Consider the following 16,658-nt stretch of genomic DNA (forward strand, 5'->3'; position numbering starts at 1 on the left):
GAGGTAGGCGACCTATGGACTGAATCGACCCGGGCAGATGAATCTCCGGATATTCGTCTGAGACCCACGCTGTCCGAGGCAGCGGCCGGGCGAAGCTGAGAGATGACTCTGGCAGCTTAATCGGTGTGCACGATATCGCGGTGCGCAACAATCCGGACGTGCAATACATCCACCACCTGTATCGCCTTTTTTGCCGTATTCGGCGGTGTGTGTCCGGTTTCAGATCCTAGCTCACCCTCCATTTCGTACAAGGCCTGGATGTAACGCAGGCCCAACTCAGCCAGAGTGCTTTGTGGGTGGCATGCAATTCAAAAAACTTGCGTCGGGCATGAGCCATGCAGCGGATTTCAGTCTCGCTCAGTTCAAGGCAGGCCTTGCCACCACCAAAATCACTGAGCGCCTTAGAGTTCATCGCTACTCATTGGTCTGGGGCGATTGCTCAGCTAGGGCCATTAGGTTTCCATTCCCAACTTATTCCCCCAAGTTTTCACCGCATTCAAGCTGCGACGCCTTGCGTCCCGGCGCGCTTGGTCACAGGCGTGACGGTGCAGTAGGCACCGGCTGGGTAACTGGATTATGGCGTCGTGCGCAAAAAATCTTGAAGGCATTGCGTATGCGATATCGGAAGGGAAGATGGCGTTGGTGGCTATGACGGGCCCTGAGTTGACCTGACTTGTAGTCCTTTTGTCGCAGCCGCTACAAGCTTATGGCAATGAATTAATCAAGGTGCTGTAGCTGAGTGCCTCTAGAACGCCACACACAGAACATTTCACGAAAAAAGATGACTCACATCATTATGAATCATTTTACATGATTTTAGGCTGAGTTTAGGGTTTCCTTGTGAAGCATGAAAGCACAGCCAGTGGCAGATAAGCTTTCGCACCTGAAGCTGTGGAACAAAAATAAAATTACCACTGCTACACGGAGTCAACGTGAATCATGTCCTTGAGTCGCTCGATGAACCTCGTCCGTCCGCTTATCAAGAGCTTGTCGCCAAGCAGCAGCGACTGGTGGGTATCCTAACCGCAGCCGTTCTTGTTCCCTACTCCGCATTCGTGGTTGTAGCGGCATTTTACCCACACTTACTTGCTATCAAGATCTCAAGCGATAGCGTGATAAATGTGGCATGGCCTTTGGGTGTAGTTTTTGTTGTGGGTTCTTGGGTGTTGACTGGGATCTACATTGTCTACGCCAATTCCGAGCTTGATAGGCTCGCCGAAAAAGTCCGTGACGAGGCGAAGCCATGAAGAAGGCAAGCATTAAATCCATTGTTTCAATTCTTATGGCTGTAGCTGCAAGTCGCGCACTTGGTGCTGATGTCATTCAGAACGTTGAACGTCAACCACTGAATGTAACCGCGATCATCATGTTCTTGATTTTCGTCATGGCGACGTTGCTCATTACTTACTGGGCCGCACGTAAAACCCAATCAATGGATGATTTCTATAATGCTGGCGGTGGCATTACGGGGTTTCAGAATGGACTTGCACTAGCAGGTGATTACATGTCAGCCGCCGCACTGCTGGGTGTAACAAGTATGATCTACTTCAACGGTTTTGATGGGGTTTTGTACTCAGTTAGCTTCTTTGTGGCATGGCCACTCTTACTTTTCCTTTTCGCAGAGCGCATACGCAACCTAGGAAGGACGACGATATCAGATATTGCCTCTTTCCGTTTGGATCAGCAGCGCATAAGAACCTTAACTGCGTTTGGCTCACTAACAGTCGTTTGCTTCTATTTGGTCGTGCAAATGGTAGGGGCGGGGCAGCTCATACAGCTGCTCTTCGGGCTGCCTTACAACTATGCGGTCATTGCTGTAGGTCTACTCATGGCCATCTATGTGACATTTGGGGGAATGGTTGCAACCACCTGGGTGCAAATTATTAAGGCTGGATTGCTGTTATTGGGTGGTACGCTATTAGCATTTCTAGCTCTCAAGGAATTTGGCTTCTCGCTTGAAAATTTATTCAAGCAGGCCTTAGAAGCTCACCCTCAGGGGGAAGCTATGTTGATGCCCAGTAAGCTTGTGGCTGATCCTTTATCCATGCTTTCACTCGCTCTCGGCTTGGTATTCGGTACGGCAGGTCTTCCACATATCTTGATGCGCTTCTTTACGGTTCCGGATGCAAAACAAGCTCGCAAGTCCGTATTTGTAGCGACGGGCTTCATCGGGTTTTTCTACATCATCGTAGCCATATTGGGTTTAGCTGCGATTGTTATCGTAGGGAAAAATCCAGTGTTCTATGAGTCAGGCATCGTAGGTGGAAAGCTTATTGGTGGGAGCAATATGCCTGTCATGCATCTGGCCAAAGCGATTGGAGGCAACTTGCTGCTTGGTTTCATATCTGCAGTGGCCTTTGCAACGATTCTGGCTGTGGTTGCTGGTCTGACTATGGCGGGAACCTCTGCCATTGCTCATGACCTGTACGTGAAAGTCCTGAAGAAGGGGAAAGTCAGCTCACAGTCTGAGCGGAAAGTATCCCGGCTCGCCTCCATCGGCATCGGGGTGGTAGCTGTAGTGCTTGGTATCTTGTTCAAAGATCAGAACATTGCGTTCCTAGTAGCGTTGACTTTCGGCGTTGCGGCTTCTGTAAACTTCCCGATTTTAGCCCTTTCGCTTTATTGGAAAGGCCTCACGACTCGTGGCGCGCTGATTGGTGGCGTCGCCGGTCTGATTTCATCTGTGACACTGGTGATTTTATCTCCAGCCGTTTGGGTGAAAGTGCTTGGTAACCCGGAGGCAATTTTCCCATACGATTACCCTGCAATTATTTCGATGAACGTTGCTTTCTTATTTACATGGCTAGGCTCCGTCACCGACCGCTCGGCTGCGGCGGTGCTCGAAAAACAGGGGTTTGCAGACCAAGTATTCCGGGCTAGGACTGGAATTGGAGCGGATAAAGCTTCAGCGCATTGACGCACTCTGATCATTGCCTAACATGACCCCGGCCTGCCGAAAATATAGGAGAAAGGTATGCAAATTCGAGATACTGGACTTGGTTTTTCGCCCATCACCATTATATTGCACTGGCTTACGCTGATAGGTTTGGTGGCCCTATTGGTGATGGAAGTGGAGATCAATGATGTTCGAGCGCCTTCAATGAGGTTTGTTGAACTTCAGAACCTTATCGGATTGTTGATCTTTCTAATGGCGATATATCGACTCCGCGCGCGAATGCAGAGCTACCATCCCTTACCCGTGGGTACACCAAATCCGATTGAAGTTATTATTAGTAGATCGGTTGCATTTGCTTTGGTGTTAGCTACGGTATTACTGCCTATCGCAATTTGGGGGGGGCGCGCTGCCGATGGCGTTCCTGTTTATTTGCCAGGCGGTTTAACGCTCCCGATGGTATTTTCACCAAATCCTACACTGAAGCAAGTAGTGGATATACTCTTCAATATAGGATCAGGTGCTTTCCTGTTTGGCTTGGCGTTGCATATGTTTGGTGCGTGCAAGAATCACTTCGTCCTAAAAAATGACACGCTCAAGCGCATGCTGGGCAAGCAAGTGGAGTTGTGAACATGGATATTTCAGAATCTTCAGTGAACTCTATCGAGCAAATGTGCGGCGTGGACTATCCCGTTTTTTTAGCGGGAATGGCAGCGATATCAGGCCCTCAACTGGTGGCGGCTGTTGCTAACGCTGGCGGTATGGGTGTGATGGGCGGGTTACGACTTGCACCCAAAACGTTGCGACGCTGGATTCATGAGGTTCGTTCTCTGACGGATAAGCCCTTTGGAGTCAACCTAGTACCTCAGTTTGGCGGGCCTGATGTGTTCGAAGCGCAATTCCAAGTGATCCTGGAGGAGAGACCACGTCTACTGTCCCTGTTTTACGCAGAAGACTACTGTGAAGATATGATTCCTCGTGCCAAAGCAGCAGGAATGCTGGTGATGGTGCAGGTTGGCACCATAGCGCTGGCACGTACAGCGTTGTCTGCGGGGGCGGACATCATCGTTGCCCAGGGTAGCGAGAGTGGTGGGCACTTGAACCGTGGGACGATCAGTCTACTGAGTCTTTTGCCAGCGTTACTGAAGGAAGCCGCTGGCAAGCCTGTGCTGGCCGCAGGTGGCATCACTAACAGGCATGACGTAAGGACGCTGATGTCGATGGGCGCATCGGGTGTCCTGGTGGGTACCGCTTTCGTTGCCACTGAGGAGTCAAACGCGCACCCGCTCTACAAGCAGAAGATTGTAGATGCGACTGTTGAGGATACTGAGTATCGCACGGGTTATTCGTTTGGCTGGACTTACGGAACGCCTCATCGAGTGATTCCGAATCGCGATCCTTGGAACCTGCTTCGTCTGATGGGGGGGGGAGCACGTTCCATTGACAAGCCCCGATTGGCAAAAAAACTGTCGCTGTACGCCGGCCAAGGGGTAGGTAAGATCGATAGTGTGGTTCCTGCAGCCCAACGTATGGCCGAGCTGATTCAGGGGCTGCCTGAAAAAAACGCAAGACTACCGGACGGTCTCTCGAGAATTGAGACAGCGGCCTAGTTTCAGAGCTCAGAGGCTTAAGGGTGTTCAGCGCTGAACGCCCGAGAGCCGAGCTCTAGTGCAATATCTAGGAACGCCTTTATGGCTGAGGATTGAGTACTTTCGGAAAGCCTAATAAATACGGTGGACACGTTGGCAAATTCAGGCGGCAGGGTATGGCAGCGGATTGTATGACGCACGCTGCAGTTTTGAGCTACCGACTTTGGAAGTAGGGTCACACCTAAGCCTGCTGATACACACGTCAGAATACCGTCAAGGGTGCCCAATTCCATGATTTGGTTTGGAATCAAACCCGCTTTATAAAACCAATTCTCCAGAGTTGATCGATAAAAACATCCGGTTCGGAATACTAGAACCGTCTGTGAAGGAACCTCGGCCAGCAGTTCCTCAAGATTTTCGAACTGAGCACTGCTGACCAACACGAGTTCTTCACTGAAGACTTCTTCTTGAATTAATTTCGTGTTCTGATGAAAACCACCGACAAAGGCACCATCGATTTTATGCGCCTCAATAGCCTTGATCAATTCGGTCGTGGTACCCGTCATGAGCGATAACTTGACGGTTGGATGTAGCTCGCGATATCGCGTCAGCACCTGAGGGAGGCGGATAGCGGCTGTCGTCTCCATTGACCCTAAGCGCAACGGGCCGGCAGGTGTACCGCAATCTAAAAGAGCGCTTCGACTCTCATCCGTCAACCGCAAAATACGTTGAGCGTAGCTAAGGAATGTCTGGCCAGCAGGAGTCAATGTGACCCCAGTTTTTTTTCTGATAAACAGCTCATGGCCTAGTTCAGTTTCGAGCTCTTTAATTCGCATGGTGACGTTGGATTGGACAGTATTTACCTGTTCCGCAGCGGCTGTGAAGCTGCCCAGGTCGGATATCGCACAGAAAATCTTAAGCTGACGCATTTCCATGCCGGATACCTATCTCTAATTATGATTGATGGTAACTTCTGAAATCATTTTACGTTATTCTTTCTATTTACGTAAAGTAGACATGTTTAAATAAGTTGGAGCGATACTGATGGGCGATGTCATAATCGATCACATATTTGCGGGCGGTATCACAGTGCTGAAGCCTGAAGGGCAGAGCACTGGTATTTATAAGAAAAAGCTATCTTCTGGAGCTTTTGTTAACTTAAATGGAGTCGTCGGAGACCAGCAAGCGGATAGACGAGTACATGGTGGCCCAGAAAAAGCGATACATCATTATGCTGCTGAAAACTACAGTCTGCTTGCCGCTGAGTTTCCCAGCAGTGTTGAGAGTCTCGTAGCGGGTAGCTTAGGTGAAAATATTTCTACCCGGGGCATGAATGAGAAAAATGTATTCATTGGCGATACCTATCAGGTGGGAAGCTGTCTTATACAAGTCTCTCAACCCAGGAGCCCTTGCTGGAAAATTAATCACCGGTTTGGGGAGGAAAAAATGTCTATGTTCGTGGTGCAGGGACATTTGACAGGTTGGTATTACCGCGTCCTGCGTGAAGGTTCGTTTGATGTCGGAGATACGATGCGGTTATTGAATCGAGAGACCGAGGAGTACTCAATTGACCGTTTTTGGCAAATCCAGTTGTCGCACCGTCCTGAACTGGATGATCTGATAAGGTTAAGCATGACAACCGGCCTTGCACAAGATTGGTGTCAGCGTTTGTCTGGAAGAGCTGAGTGGTTAAGAAAAAAGTATGCGCCATGACCTGCAATAGATGCGCGGCCAGAGTCGAGCGCCCATATGCGGAATTAGGCAATCCTCGTCTTTGAAAATAGAGCTTTAAAGGTGCAGGCGTCGCAAGCACGAGCCCAACTCTCGGAGATGTCAAAGAGTACGAAAACGATTGATGCTGAGTATGAATGTAGCCGGTCAATAACGAGCTGATTATCTCATCAATACCGTAGGCTATCGTTAAATGGCACTAATGTTTAACTTAATTGAGTGGGTAAGTGATGGGTTGCCATTAAAAAATATTCGATGTCATCTCAAGATGGGGGGTTCAATCAATCTTCAAAAGTACACTCCGTCTCGAGCTTGTGTTATTAGAAGTGTTGCTCTGGGGTTAAGTAAATGTGAGAGAGTGATATTGGCGCACAATTGATCAAGGCTTCGGATGGCAGGGGCCAATTTTTTGCCATGGCTCATTGGTGACCAATATGCACAGATCGGGATGCGGTTTATGAAAATTCGCGAGGGGTTTAGTCAACGGCCGGCTGCTGTGCTCTCAATGGCGCCGACGGTTAAAGAACTTTATTGATGACATGGGGGGTAATGCCAAGATACTTGTTTGCTGCCGAGCCGTTATTAGGTGTTTGGTAGAAAATGGAGGGTACGCAAAAGTGTGGACGGACACATTTTTTGATATGTGCTTGCATCGTCAGCGATCATTACTGGCGCGCAAGCACTTAGGTCGCTGAACCACTACTGAGTAATCAGCTGGCTAGCAGATGAGGGTATCTCTGAGCCAGAGTCTTATAGCTCCCCAGTAATGAACTGGGCGCGTCCAAAGCCGAAGCTCCAGTCTTCATCGTCGTTGATGACGATCGAGACCATCAGGTCGTTTGGTTCGATACCACAATTGTCTTTCAACCGTTCTGCCAGCAAAGCATAGAAGCGAGTCTTCATCTCTTGGGATCGAGGGCGACTCACCGCAGTGATAACTACGACGTCTGCGCTTCGTTCAAAGCCCAATCCGGTGTCCTGGATGATCATGTGCGACGGCTCATGCTCATTCAGGATCTGATAACGATCACGATCCGGAACCTGGAAGGCCTCCACCATCGCGCCATGTATCGTATCGAGTAGTAGATGAACTTCCTCGTTGGATCTTCCTTTGATGATGTCTACTTTTAACATTGGCATGGTTTAATCTCGATGGGGAACTTAAAAGTTATTCAGCTCACTGACCAGTGTTTCGATCAGCTTGGAGGCAGGCAGCTCACGTATCAGAGGAGCGCCTTGACCTGCCCATTGCGCTACGAAATCCGTAGAGCCTGATTTTGCAGCGAGTACGTTCAGTTGTTTGGATAGATCGTAAGCCAATGGGAACTCAGCAGCGACCGCCCATTTTTCTGCCAAAGACTCATAGAAAAGCTTGTTTGGTAGGCCACGAGCGGGCCGGCCTGAGATACCGCGAGTCATTCGCGTACCATAAGCTCGTTTAGTCTGCAGCGCATCTCTGTGAGCGGAGCTGGTGGAGGATTCTGGGCAGCCGAGGAAAGCTGTACCCATTTGTACCCCGGAAGCACCGAGATCCATTGCGGCTCGAATACCAGCACCATCCATGATGCCGCCCGCTGCGATGAGGGGTAACTTAACCTCGCTCGCGACTAGGCGAAGGAGGGTAAATAGGCCAAGCTCTGTATCGCCACCGCTCTCATGGTCGAATACTCCACGATGGCCTCCGGCTTCGATTCCTTGCAAAATGATTGCGTCGATGCCGGCAGCTTCCACGAGATGCGCTTCTTCTACACTGGTTGCGCATGCCAATGTGGCAATCCCACGTTGTTTCAAGGCTTGTAACCATTCTGCGGGAGGAAGCCCGAAGTGGAAACTGACGACTTCTGGCCTTTCGCGCAAGATCGTTATTAGCATCTCTTCGTTGGTCAGGAAGCTTCGATACACTTCTTTGAGATCAGTCGGCGCTTGGCCTCCATAAGCCTCAAAAAAGGGGCTCAGCTGTTTTATCCATACATCGTTACGCGCCCTATCAAATTTTGCCGACTGATGACAGAAGAGGTTTGTATTAAGGGGGCCGCCCGTCAATGCTCTGGTTTGATCAATGAGCTCTTTAGCTTGCTCTGGGGTGCTAGCTCCCAATCCTAGTGAGCCCAAGCCACCTGCATTGGTCACTGCTGCTGCGAGATTGGGGGTGGCGACTCCTATCATGGGCGCTTGGACGATGGGGTGGCGCACGCCGAGGAGATGAAGCAGCGGCTTCTGTTTCATAAGCGTTCTCATGCAAGGACTTGAATACGACGGCCAAGGGCTCAAGACGGCAGGCGGGGAGGCTCATTTCGATAAGCTCTGCTCCAGTCAGTCCTTAAGTAAAGACCCATGGCGTTTTAGGAATAGCAAATGGTATGCCAAGCTCTAAATTGGCGCATTTAGAGGGGTAAGTATTCGATGGTGTCATTATGACATGGTCAAAATGACTCTATTTAGAGTCATTTTGACCATTTTTGGTCTAGCGTTCCACTCGAATGTTAAAGGTCTGAAACACTTCGATGGACATTGGATGGATTGTGACTTTGCCGGCAATTATCCACTTGCGAAAACTAGCTGAACCCACCCGAGAACGCGTTTCTTAGATGCTTCACGAGCGCCGTTATTGAGCGTGGTACAAAAGGGGAATAGGGCCGGATTAGATGGATCTCATTAGCAAACACCCCTTTAAGTGCCCAGTCCGACAGGAGCGGGACGAGGTCGCCTCGTTTGATAGCGGATGTAGCACTGAAGTCTGGCAATAGCGCGATTCCCAGATTGTTCAGCGCCGCATCCCTTAATGATTCGCTGTTATTGGTCGCAAAATTCCCGAATATCGGCACCGTCAAACGCTCTATTTCCGAGCTGCTTTTTGTTTTGCGCTCAAATGTCCAAGCAGGATGATCCGAACGGGGATAGTACAGACAGTTGTGTTTCGATAATTCACTAGGGTGGCTAGGCTGTCCGTGGCGGGCCAGGTATCTCTCGGATGCAACCAGAACTGAAAATGTATCGCAGAGCTTCCAGGCAACATGTGTTTCGGGAACCTGGAAGCTATGCCTCACAGCCAGATCGTAGCCTTCTGAGGCAATGGAGCTTATTGCATCACTCACGTCTAACTGGATGCGGACGTCGGGATAGCGCTCCACGAACGTGGACAGATTAGGAACCAGTTGTTGACGTGCAAATGCGACTGGAGCCGTGATGCGAATCAACCCTCTGATAGATCCGACCGATTCCTTCATGGAGGCGAAACTGTTTGCGATCTGACTGTAAGCGCTCCTTACATCCCGCGTCAGAGCTGTACCGGCCTCAGTGAGTCTGACGCTCCTGGTCGTCCTAGTAACTAGCTGTGTTCCTGCGGCTTTTTCAAGATCAGCAATACGCTGACTTACAGCTGATTTGCTGACACCTAAGCGCGCTGCAGCAGCGGTATATGTGCCTTGTTCTTCGAGCACTGATAGCAAGTGAATATGCGACCAGAGAGCTTCGATCTCAAATTTATCCATTCCTATTGTTCGCCATAGAGGACAATGAATTCTAAATTCTGCTCTCGTTTTGAACAAAATCAACCGTTATCGTGGCTTCATTGCTGGCCGCTTGATCCCTGGTGGCAGTAGAAGAGCTTTCTAGCGGAGGGTTAGGCGATGCAAAACATCATTCAGCATTACATCAACGATGAGCGGGTGTCTCGAAATGACCGCTACCAGGATGTGTACAACCCGGCGACCGGCATATTGACAGGCAAGGTTGCTCTGGCAAGTGCTGCTACAGTGAACGAAGCGGTCGCTGCGGCTCAAGCAGCGTTCGCCGGGTGGAGCGACACTCCTCCTATTCGCCGAGCGCGCGTACTGTTTCGCTACCTGCAACTGTTGCAGGAGCGAAAGGATGAGTTGGCGCACATCATTACTGCCGAGCATGGCAAGGTGTTTACCGATGCTCAGGGAGAGATTGATCGTGGTATCGATATCCTGGAATTCGCATGTGGGATCCCGAATCTGCTGAAAGGTGATCACACGGATCAAGTATCCCGTGGTATGGATAACTGGACGTTGCGTCAACCACTCGGGGTAGTCGCCGGAGTGACGCCATTCAACTTTCCTGTGATGGTTCCGATGTGGATGTATCCGATTGCCATCGCTGCAGGTAACACCTTCATCCTGAAACCTAGTCCTACCGATCCAAGCGCTTCTCTTTTTATGGCCGATCTGCTTCGTGAAGCAGGTTTGCCCAAAGGGGTATTTAACGTGGTTCAGGGGGACAAGGAGTCCGTTGATGCGCTCATTGAGCATCCAGATGTCAAGGCTTTAAGCTTCGTCGGCTCGACGCCAATTGCTCAGTACATCTACGAAGCCGGTGCCCGTAACGGCAAGCGTGTACAGGGTCTAGGCGGCGCCAAGAACCATATGGTCGTGATGCCTGATGCGGATATCGACCGAACGGTAGACGCGTTGATTGGAGCTGCTTACGGAAGCGCAGGGGAGCGCTGTATGGCGATCTCCGTGGCGATTTTGGTCGGTGATGTCGCGGACAAAATTGTTCCAGCATTGGTGGAGCGTGCTCGTGAACTGCGGATCACCGATGGCCGTGATTTGAAGGCAGAAATGGGCCCGATCGTAAGCCAAGCTGCTCTGCAACGTATCACTGGGTACATCGAACAAGGTGTCCAGGCCGGTGCCGAACTACTCCTTGATGGGCGCGAGTTTACGCCGCGTGAAGCGGAATTGCGTGATGGTTTCTGGATGGGCGCGACGGTGTTCGACCATGTCTCTCCAGAAATGAGCATCTACCGGGAAGAGATCTTTGGGCCGGTGCTGGCCTGTGTACGTGTTCCAGATTTAGCCACGGCCCTAAAGCTGATCAACGATCATGAGTTCGGCAATGGCGTAAGTTGCTTCACACGTGACGGCAACGTTGCACGGGAATTTGGGCGCAGGGTACAGGTAGGGATGGTAGGTATCAACGTACCTATCCCAGTTCCGATGGCCTGGCACGGGTTTGGCGGCTGGAAGAAGAGCCTCTTCGGTGATACCCATGCCTACGGGACTGAAGGCGTTCGCTTCTACACCAAGCAAAAATCCATTATGCAACGTTGGCCAGAAAGCATTGAGAAGGGAGCCGAGTTCACGATGCCGGTCTCGAAGTGAGTTTTTGAGGAGTAAAGTCTGATCTGTGCGCTGTTGTATGGCGTTTTTAAGGGGCGCCGTGTGGATGACGGTCGCCTCTCTTTTTATTGCTTCTTTGGCGGAAGTGTCCCGCGCTGTCGCGTACCTTGATCTGAAAGCCTTGATAATTGACGCTGACCGCCATGATGCTTGTACCTATTGAGCCTATCGATCAACTTCACATTGATGAACTCAGATATCGGTGTCTATTAGGTTTGGATCGGAAGAGATGGCTTTGACAGCTTCAGGGAAGGCTGTCATACGGAACACTAATGTGGCCGATATCGATGGCAGGAAGAGCATGTGGCAGTTTGATGCAGTTTCATTGAGGCTCTTCATTGCAGCTTGCGAGGAAGGCAGCATAGCAGCGGCAGCAGCGCGGGAATTTATAGCGCCCTCTGCCGTCAGCAAACGAATCTCGGGAATTGAGGCAGCATTTGGTACTGCGCTATTGAAGCGAAGTAAGAAAGGCGTGAGCCCTACACCGGCGGGCCAAGCGTTGCTTCGCCATGCACGGGAGTTCATGCATGGAATCAATCGTCTGCAAGGCGAGCTAAGCGAATATGCTGAGGGTGCACGCGGCCATATTCGCGTTCTGGCGAACGTGTCTTCGCTGATGGAGTTTTTACCGGAAGAGCTCGCCCGCTTTCTAGCAGAAAATGAACATATCCAAGTAGATGTCGAAGAGCGGTTCAGTTCCGAGGTGGTTAGAGGCATAGAAGAAGGGCAAGCCGATATCGGGATTTGCCGAAAATCTATGGCGGAGGGTGATCTCGAATTTTACCCGTACCGCACAGATCATCTTTCGGTTGTAGTGAATCCCCGTCACCCCCTTGCCAATCGTGAATGCATCAGCTTCGTAGAGACACTCGAGTTCCATCACCTCAACATTTCCGCATTTTCCACGCTTGGTAATCAAATGCAGAGATTAGCGAAGGTTGCCGGCAAGGATTTGCAATACCGAACTTGCGTGTCCTCCTTCGATGCGGCACTTCGGCTGGTAGAAGCGGGGATGGTACTCGCCATCTTCCCTGAGGAAGCTGTGGCGCGATATGTAGAATTATTCGGGCTTCGAGTTATTTCTTTGACGGATGATTGGGCTAGGGGTGAGTTCGTGGTGTGTGTTCGCGATAGCGTAAGTCTTTCGCACCCAGCACGACGGTTGCTCAATCATCTCTTGGCAGCACCCACCAGCCAATAGAGATCCATCGCCAACGGAGATGATTAGCACCGCCAAAAACGTCTTTTCTGTCTAATCCGAGCTGCTTAGGCTGGCATCAATCCCTTAAGCCTAAGGTGCCGCATGAACAACGTTATCGTTAATGAAGTAGGCATGCGCGATGGTCTGCAGAGCATCCGCAGCATCATGCCTACATCGGCGAAACTGAAATGGATTGACTCAGCCTACGAGGCGGGTGTGCGGCACATGGAAGTCGCTTCGTTCGTTCCGCCTAAACTGCTACCTCAGATGGCCGATGCTGCTGAAGTCGTAAAGCATGCACTGACTCTTCCTGAGCTGACGGTCACTGTCCTTGCACCGAACCTACGTGGAGCCCACGATGCGCTTGCCTCAGGCGCTCATCGAATTATCGTACCCGTGTCTGTCAGTTCGGCCCACAGTCTGTCGAACGTTCGCTGTACTCCCGAGCGAATGGTTGAAGCCTTTGCAGAAATGTGTGAGTCGCGCAAACAAGCTAGCCAACCGGTGAAAATGATAGCCGGAATGTCTACCGCTTTCGGCTGCACCATCCAAGGACATGTTCCGTTAGAAGACCTGATCAGGCTGATCATTCTAGTTATCGAGGCCGGGGGCGATATCGTGTCCCTGGCAGACACGACCGGTTACGCCACTCCAAGGCAGGTCGAGCAAACCTTAACAGCGGTGCGACGTGTTGCCGGCGACAAACTGCAGTCGGTTCATTTTCATAACACTCGCGGCCTTGCCTTGGCCAACACCATAGTCGCAACGCAACACGGAATTCGCGAGCACGATGCGTCACTTGGCGGGATTGGCGGGTGCCCGTTTGCCCCTGGTGTGTCAGGTAATGCAGTTACAGAAGACTTAGTGTTCATGCTTGAGAGTATGGGCCTTCACACCGGCATAGATTTTGAGCGTTTGCTGGCATGCCGAGCAGTTGTCAAATCCGCGCTTCCCGATGAGCAGATGTATGGCCATCTCGCCATTGCCGGCCTGCCTAAACATTATCCGACCCATGCTTGATTTCAGCATTCGTGATTGTCTGTTACGGAGTAAATCCAATGTCAAAGTTACCGCTTGAAGGTGTTCGTGTCGTAGAGATGTCCCACATGGTGATGGGCCCTGCTTGCGGCATGGTGTTAGCCGACCTGGGCGCTGATGTCATCAAAGTGGAACCGTTAAAAGGGGATGGTACGCGACACCTTCCAGGTGCTGGCGCGGGTTTTTTTAGGATATTCAACCGCAATAAGAAAAGCATTGCCGTCGACATGAACAGTGCGGCTGGCCAAGAAGCAGTCTTAGCCCTTATAGATACCGCCGATGTGTTTATCGAGAATTTCCGACCCGGCCGTATGACCGAACTTGGACTTGGCTTCGACTCACTGCATACGCGCAATCCCAGACTCATATATGTATCCCACAAAGGCTTTTTGAATGGCCCATATGAAAAGCGCCTGGCGCTGGATGAGGTCGTTCAGATGATGGGCGGGCTCGCTTATATGACAGGCCCCGTAGGGCAGCCGCTACGTGCGGGAAGTTCAGTGAATGACATCATGGGCGGTATGTTTGGTGCGATTGGCGTGCTAGCCGCTCTGCTCGAACGGGATCGTACAGGCGAGGGTAAGGAAATCCACAGCGGCTTGTTCGAAAACTGCGTCCTGCTCAGTGGCCAGCATATGCAGCAGTACGCGGTCACTGGACAAGCACCTGCGCCCATGCCCAGCAGGATCAGTGCATGGTCGGTCTATGACGTTTTTAAATTTTCAGGCGGAGAGCAGATGTTCGTCGCTGCCACTGGAGATGGCCAGTGGGATGCCTTATGCAGGATATTGGGCCAAGACGCGCTTCTGAGTGACCCCAGCTTGGCGACCAATGCAATGCGAGTTGAGAATCGCCCACGATTGCTCGCTCAACTAGGTGAAATATTCGCCACGTTAGACGCGAAGACGCTAGCAGTTGAACTAGAGCTTAATGGCATTCCATTCGCTGCTATCCGCAAGCCAGAGGAGTTGTTTGATGACCCGCACCTCCAAGCTAGCGGTGGGTTGGCTTCATTGCAACTGGATGACGGTTCTCAGACGCAAGTACCACTGTTGCCTTTGAGCTACGGCGGAAAGCGACTTCAGCCACGCCAATCCCTCGCATGCGTGGGCGAACATACTTTTGAGGTTATGAAAAGCTTGGGTTATGGCGACGCTCAAATCGCTAGCCTTCAGGCAGAAGGTATTTTCAGGATGGGAAAGTAAAGAAGGGCTCTAAGAAACTAAGATGTGAATTCGTAAAGGTGATATAGGGCGATGAAGTTAGCTTTTAGAGTTTAATTGGTTCGGATAAATATCGGAAAAACCACTCATCTCCAACAAATACAATAACTGGAGAATATTACATGATCACTATTACCAATGCTTCGGCAAATCAAGTCTCGCGCGATGAACATCTAAAGGAGTTGCTGCTCTATCGAAGGGTGGCGTGGAGAATCGTTCCTCTTGCTATTATCTGTTTCCTGTTTTCCTATTTCGACAGAATCAACATCAGCTTCGCCAAAGCACAAATGCAGTCCGAATTAGGTCTGAGCGATACAGCCTATGGTTTGGCTGCAAGTATGTTTTTTGTTGGTTATGTATTATTCGAAATCCCCAGCGGCTTGGGATTGAGAAAGTACGGTGCACCGGCATGGATCTGCCGAATCATGATTTCATGGGGGTTGGCGACGGCTGCCCTAGTATTTGCTTACTCACAATACACACTATACTTTTTGCGCTTTCTGATTGGGGTTATGGAGGCGGGATTTGGCCCCGCTATTCTTTTTTACATGGCATGTTGGTTTCCTAAGAAACAACTGGCCAGTATCAATGGAATCTGGTTCCTCGCTATACCGCTTTCTGGCGCTATCGGTGCCCCACTCGCAGGGCTATTACTTGAAGGTATGGATGGTTTTCTCGGTCTCGCAGGGTGGCACTGGTTGTTCTTACTCTCTGGCTTGCCATGTTGCTTAATGGGACTCATCGTCCTCTGGAAGCTGGATAGGGACATCCAGTCTGCAAAATGGCTATCCCAAGAAGAAAAAGATTTGCTGCAGAAAAACGTTGGTGTGGGACGCGAAAACGCACCTGAAAGCCATTCATCGTTCTGGAAAGTGCTAGTGACGCGAGAGGTGGCCGTCTTCGCGTTCGTGTATTTCGGCATCAAAATGGCTAGCTACGGTCTGAATTTTTGGATGCCGCATCTAATTGCGCAGTCCGGTGTTGAGAACATTCTCCATGTGGGATTACTAACCGCTTTACCATACGCCGTGGCTTGCGTTGGCATGGTCTGGTTGACGCGGCGCTCTGACCGTACGGGAGACCGGAAATTTTATCTATTGTTATGCATGCTGGCGTCCACCATCGGTTATATCCTGGCCTGTTTGTACTCCGATAACCCAATTGTTTTAATGGCCGCTTTGATTCTCGCTACTTCAGGATCATTCATAGCTATACCGATTTTCTGGTGTTTGCCTCAATCGACTTTTTCAGGTATAGCGATTGCCAGCGCCGTTGCAGCCGTAAACTCTACCGGACAGTTGAGCGGGATGATCGCGCCGGCTATGGTAGGATTTATTAATGATTTAACAGGGCAGACCTACATGGGTATGTTAGCGATCGTTCCGGTGTTGGTTGCATGTTGCTATGTGATTTTTCGATATGTGCGTAACCCTAGTACTTAATTTATGATGGTGTTTTTTTACTCAGCTATATGTGTCGGTTTGTCAGGATGCGTTGCTGAGTTTGATATTCGTAATGTTTTTATTGCTGGTGTAGATAGAGAAAGAGCAGGGATTTTTCGCAGGTGTCCCTCTCTGATCATATGGGTAGCGGTATGTTGTGAGAAGATTTTGGAAGACTTGAATGTGATTAAGTTTTGCTTGAATGCTCATAGCATGAATAGCCTGGTGTCGATCTGTCCAAGGAACATTGAAGCGGTTCTACGTCTACGCCCTAACAGCGTGCCTAATTTTTAAAGAAAGGTACCCATGCTAAAAAACAGGCTTTAAATATTCATATCACAACTTTATTGTGAATGAGCTCCAGTCGTGGCTTGCACCAAAGGTTGTTATCGGT

Annotated in this window: 14 protein-coding genes and 1 pseudogene; 10 read left to right on the forward strand and 5 right to left on the reverse strand. The window is 50.4% G+C overall.

What is annotated here, in order from left to right:
- Positions 1-128 precede the first annotated feature (128 nt).
- A pseudogene (locus ACIOMO_RS03015) lies at positions 129-391 on the reverse strand (transposase); the annotation flags it as partial.
- A 541-nt stretch (positions 392-932) separates the two neighbouring features.
- Here ACIOMO_RS03015 and ACIOMO_RS03020 point away from each other — a divergent pair.
- From ACIOMO_RS03020 to ACIOMO_RS03035, 4 genes are read left to right on the forward strand one after another with little or no spacing between them, the layout of a single operon-like run.
- Positions 933-1,247: a DUF485 domain-containing protein gene (locus tag ACIOMO_RS03020; protein WP_401237975.1), complete on the forward strand. Its 315-nt coding sequence runs from the start codon at positions 933-935 to the stop codon at positions 1,245-1,247.
- Positions 1,244-2,917: a cation acetate symporter gene (locus ACIOMO_RS03025; protein WP_401237977.1), complete on the forward strand. Its 1,674-nt coding sequence runs from the start codon at positions 1,244-1,246 to the stop codon at positions 2,915-2,917. The genes ACIOMO_RS03020 and ACIOMO_RS03025 overlap by 4 nt, the downstream gene beginning before the upstream one ends.
- 57 nt (positions 2,918-2,974) lie before the next feature.
- Positions 2,975-3,523: a cytochrome b gene (locus ACIOMO_RS03030; RefSeq protein ID WP_401237978.1), complete on the forward strand. Its 549-nt coding sequence runs from the start codon at positions 2,975-2,977 to the stop codon at positions 3,521-3,523.
- 2 nt (positions 3,524-3,525) lie between these two features.
- Positions 3,526-4,503 carry an NAD(P)H-dependent flavin oxidoreductase gene (locus tag ACIOMO_RS03035; RefSeq protein ID WP_401237980.1) on the forward strand — a complete coding sequence of 326 codons (978 nt, stop codon included), beginning with the start codon at positions 3,526-3,528 and terminating at the stop codon, positions 4,501-4,503.
- Between the two features lie 17 nt (positions 4,504-4,520).
- Here ACIOMO_RS03035 and ACIOMO_RS03040 read toward each other — a convergent pair whose 3' ends face one another.
- The gene (locus ACIOMO_RS03040) at positions 4,521-5,417 is read right to left on the reverse strand and encodes a LysR family transcriptional regulator (RefSeq protein ID WP_401237982.1); all 897 of its coding nucleotides are present in this window, start codon (positions 5,415-5,417) and stop codon (positions 4,521-4,523) included.
- A gap of 109 nt (positions 5,418-5,526) precedes the next feature.
- On the opposite strand from ACIOMO_RS03040, the gene ACIOMO_RS03045 reads away from it, so the two are divergent.
- Entirely contained in the window at positions 5,527-6,195 is a 669-nt protein-coding gene (locus ACIOMO_RS03045; protein WP_401237983.1) for an MOSC domain-containing protein, read from the forward strand.
- A gap of 768 nt (positions 6,196-6,963) precedes the next feature.
- Here ACIOMO_RS03045 and ACIOMO_RS03050 read toward each other — a convergent pair.
- From ACIOMO_RS03050 to ACIOMO_RS03060, 3 genes are all read right to left on the reverse strand, one after another.
- Complete coding sequence (locus tag ACIOMO_RS03050; RefSeq protein ID WP_401237984.1) at positions 6,964-7,353, reverse strand: tautomerase family protein; 390 nt, start codon at positions 7,351-7,353, stop codon at positions 6,964-6,966.
- A 21-nt stretch (positions 7,354-7,374) separates the two neighbouring features.
- Positions 7,375-8,439, reverse strand: a complete 1,065-nt coding sequence (locus ACIOMO_RS03055) for an NAD(P)H-dependent flavin oxidoreductase (RefSeq protein WP_401237985.1) — start codon at positions 8,437-8,439, stop codon at positions 7,375-7,377.
- 329 nt (positions 8,440-8,768) lie between these two features.
- Positions 8,769-9,704 (reverse strand): LysR family transcriptional regulator, encoded by a 936-nt coding sequence (locus ACIOMO_RS03060; RefSeq protein WP_401237987.1) that lies wholly within the window; start codon positions 9,702-9,704, stop codon positions 8,769-8,771.
- 138 nt (positions 9,705-9,842) lie between these two features.
- Here ACIOMO_RS03060 and ACIOMO_RS03065 point away from each other — a divergent pair, with 138 nt between their 5' ends.
- From ACIOMO_RS03065 to ACIOMO_RS03085, 5 genes are all read left to right on the forward strand, one after another.
- On the forward strand, positions 9,843-11,342 hold the full coding sequence (locus ACIOMO_RS03065; protein ID WP_401237989.1) for a CoA-acylating methylmalonate-semialdehyde dehydrogenase: 1,500 nt from the start codon (positions 9,843-9,845) through the stop codon (positions 11,340-11,342).
- Between the two features lie 319 nt (positions 11,343-11,661).
- Positions 11,662-12,561, forward strand: coding sequence for a LysR substrate-binding domain-containing protein (locus tag ACIOMO_RS03070; protein WP_401237990.1), 900 nt, complete (start codon positions 11,662-11,664; stop codon positions 12,559-12,561).
- Between the two features lie 102 nt (positions 12,562-12,663).
- Complete coding sequence (locus tag ACIOMO_RS03075) at positions 12,664-13,581, forward strand: hydroxymethylglutaryl-CoA lyase (protein ID WP_401237992.1); 918 nt, start codon at positions 12,664-12,666, stop codon at positions 13,579-13,581.
- Between the two features lie 38 nt (positions 13,582-13,619).
- Positions 13,620-14,804 carry a CaiB/BaiF CoA transferase family protein gene (locus ACIOMO_RS03080; protein WP_401237993.1) on the forward strand — a complete coding sequence of 395 codons (1,185 nt, stop codon included), beginning with the start codon at positions 13,620-13,622 and terminating at the stop codon, positions 14,802-14,804.
- A gap of 140 nt (positions 14,805-14,944) precedes the next feature.
- Positions 14,945-16,264 carry an MFS transporter gene (locus tag ACIOMO_RS03085; protein ID WP_401237995.1) on the forward strand — a complete coding sequence of 440 codons (1,320 nt, stop codon included), beginning with the start codon at positions 14,945-14,947 and terminating at the stop codon, positions 16,262-16,264.
- Positions 16,265-16,658: the final 394 nt, after the last annotated feature.

It is taken from the genome of Pseudomonas sp. NPDC087804, from assembly GCF_044742965.1.
GTDB classification, from domain to species: Bacteria; Pseudomonadota; Gammaproteobacteria; order Pseudomonadales; family Pseudomonadaceae; genus Aquipseudomonas; species Aquipseudomonas rustica.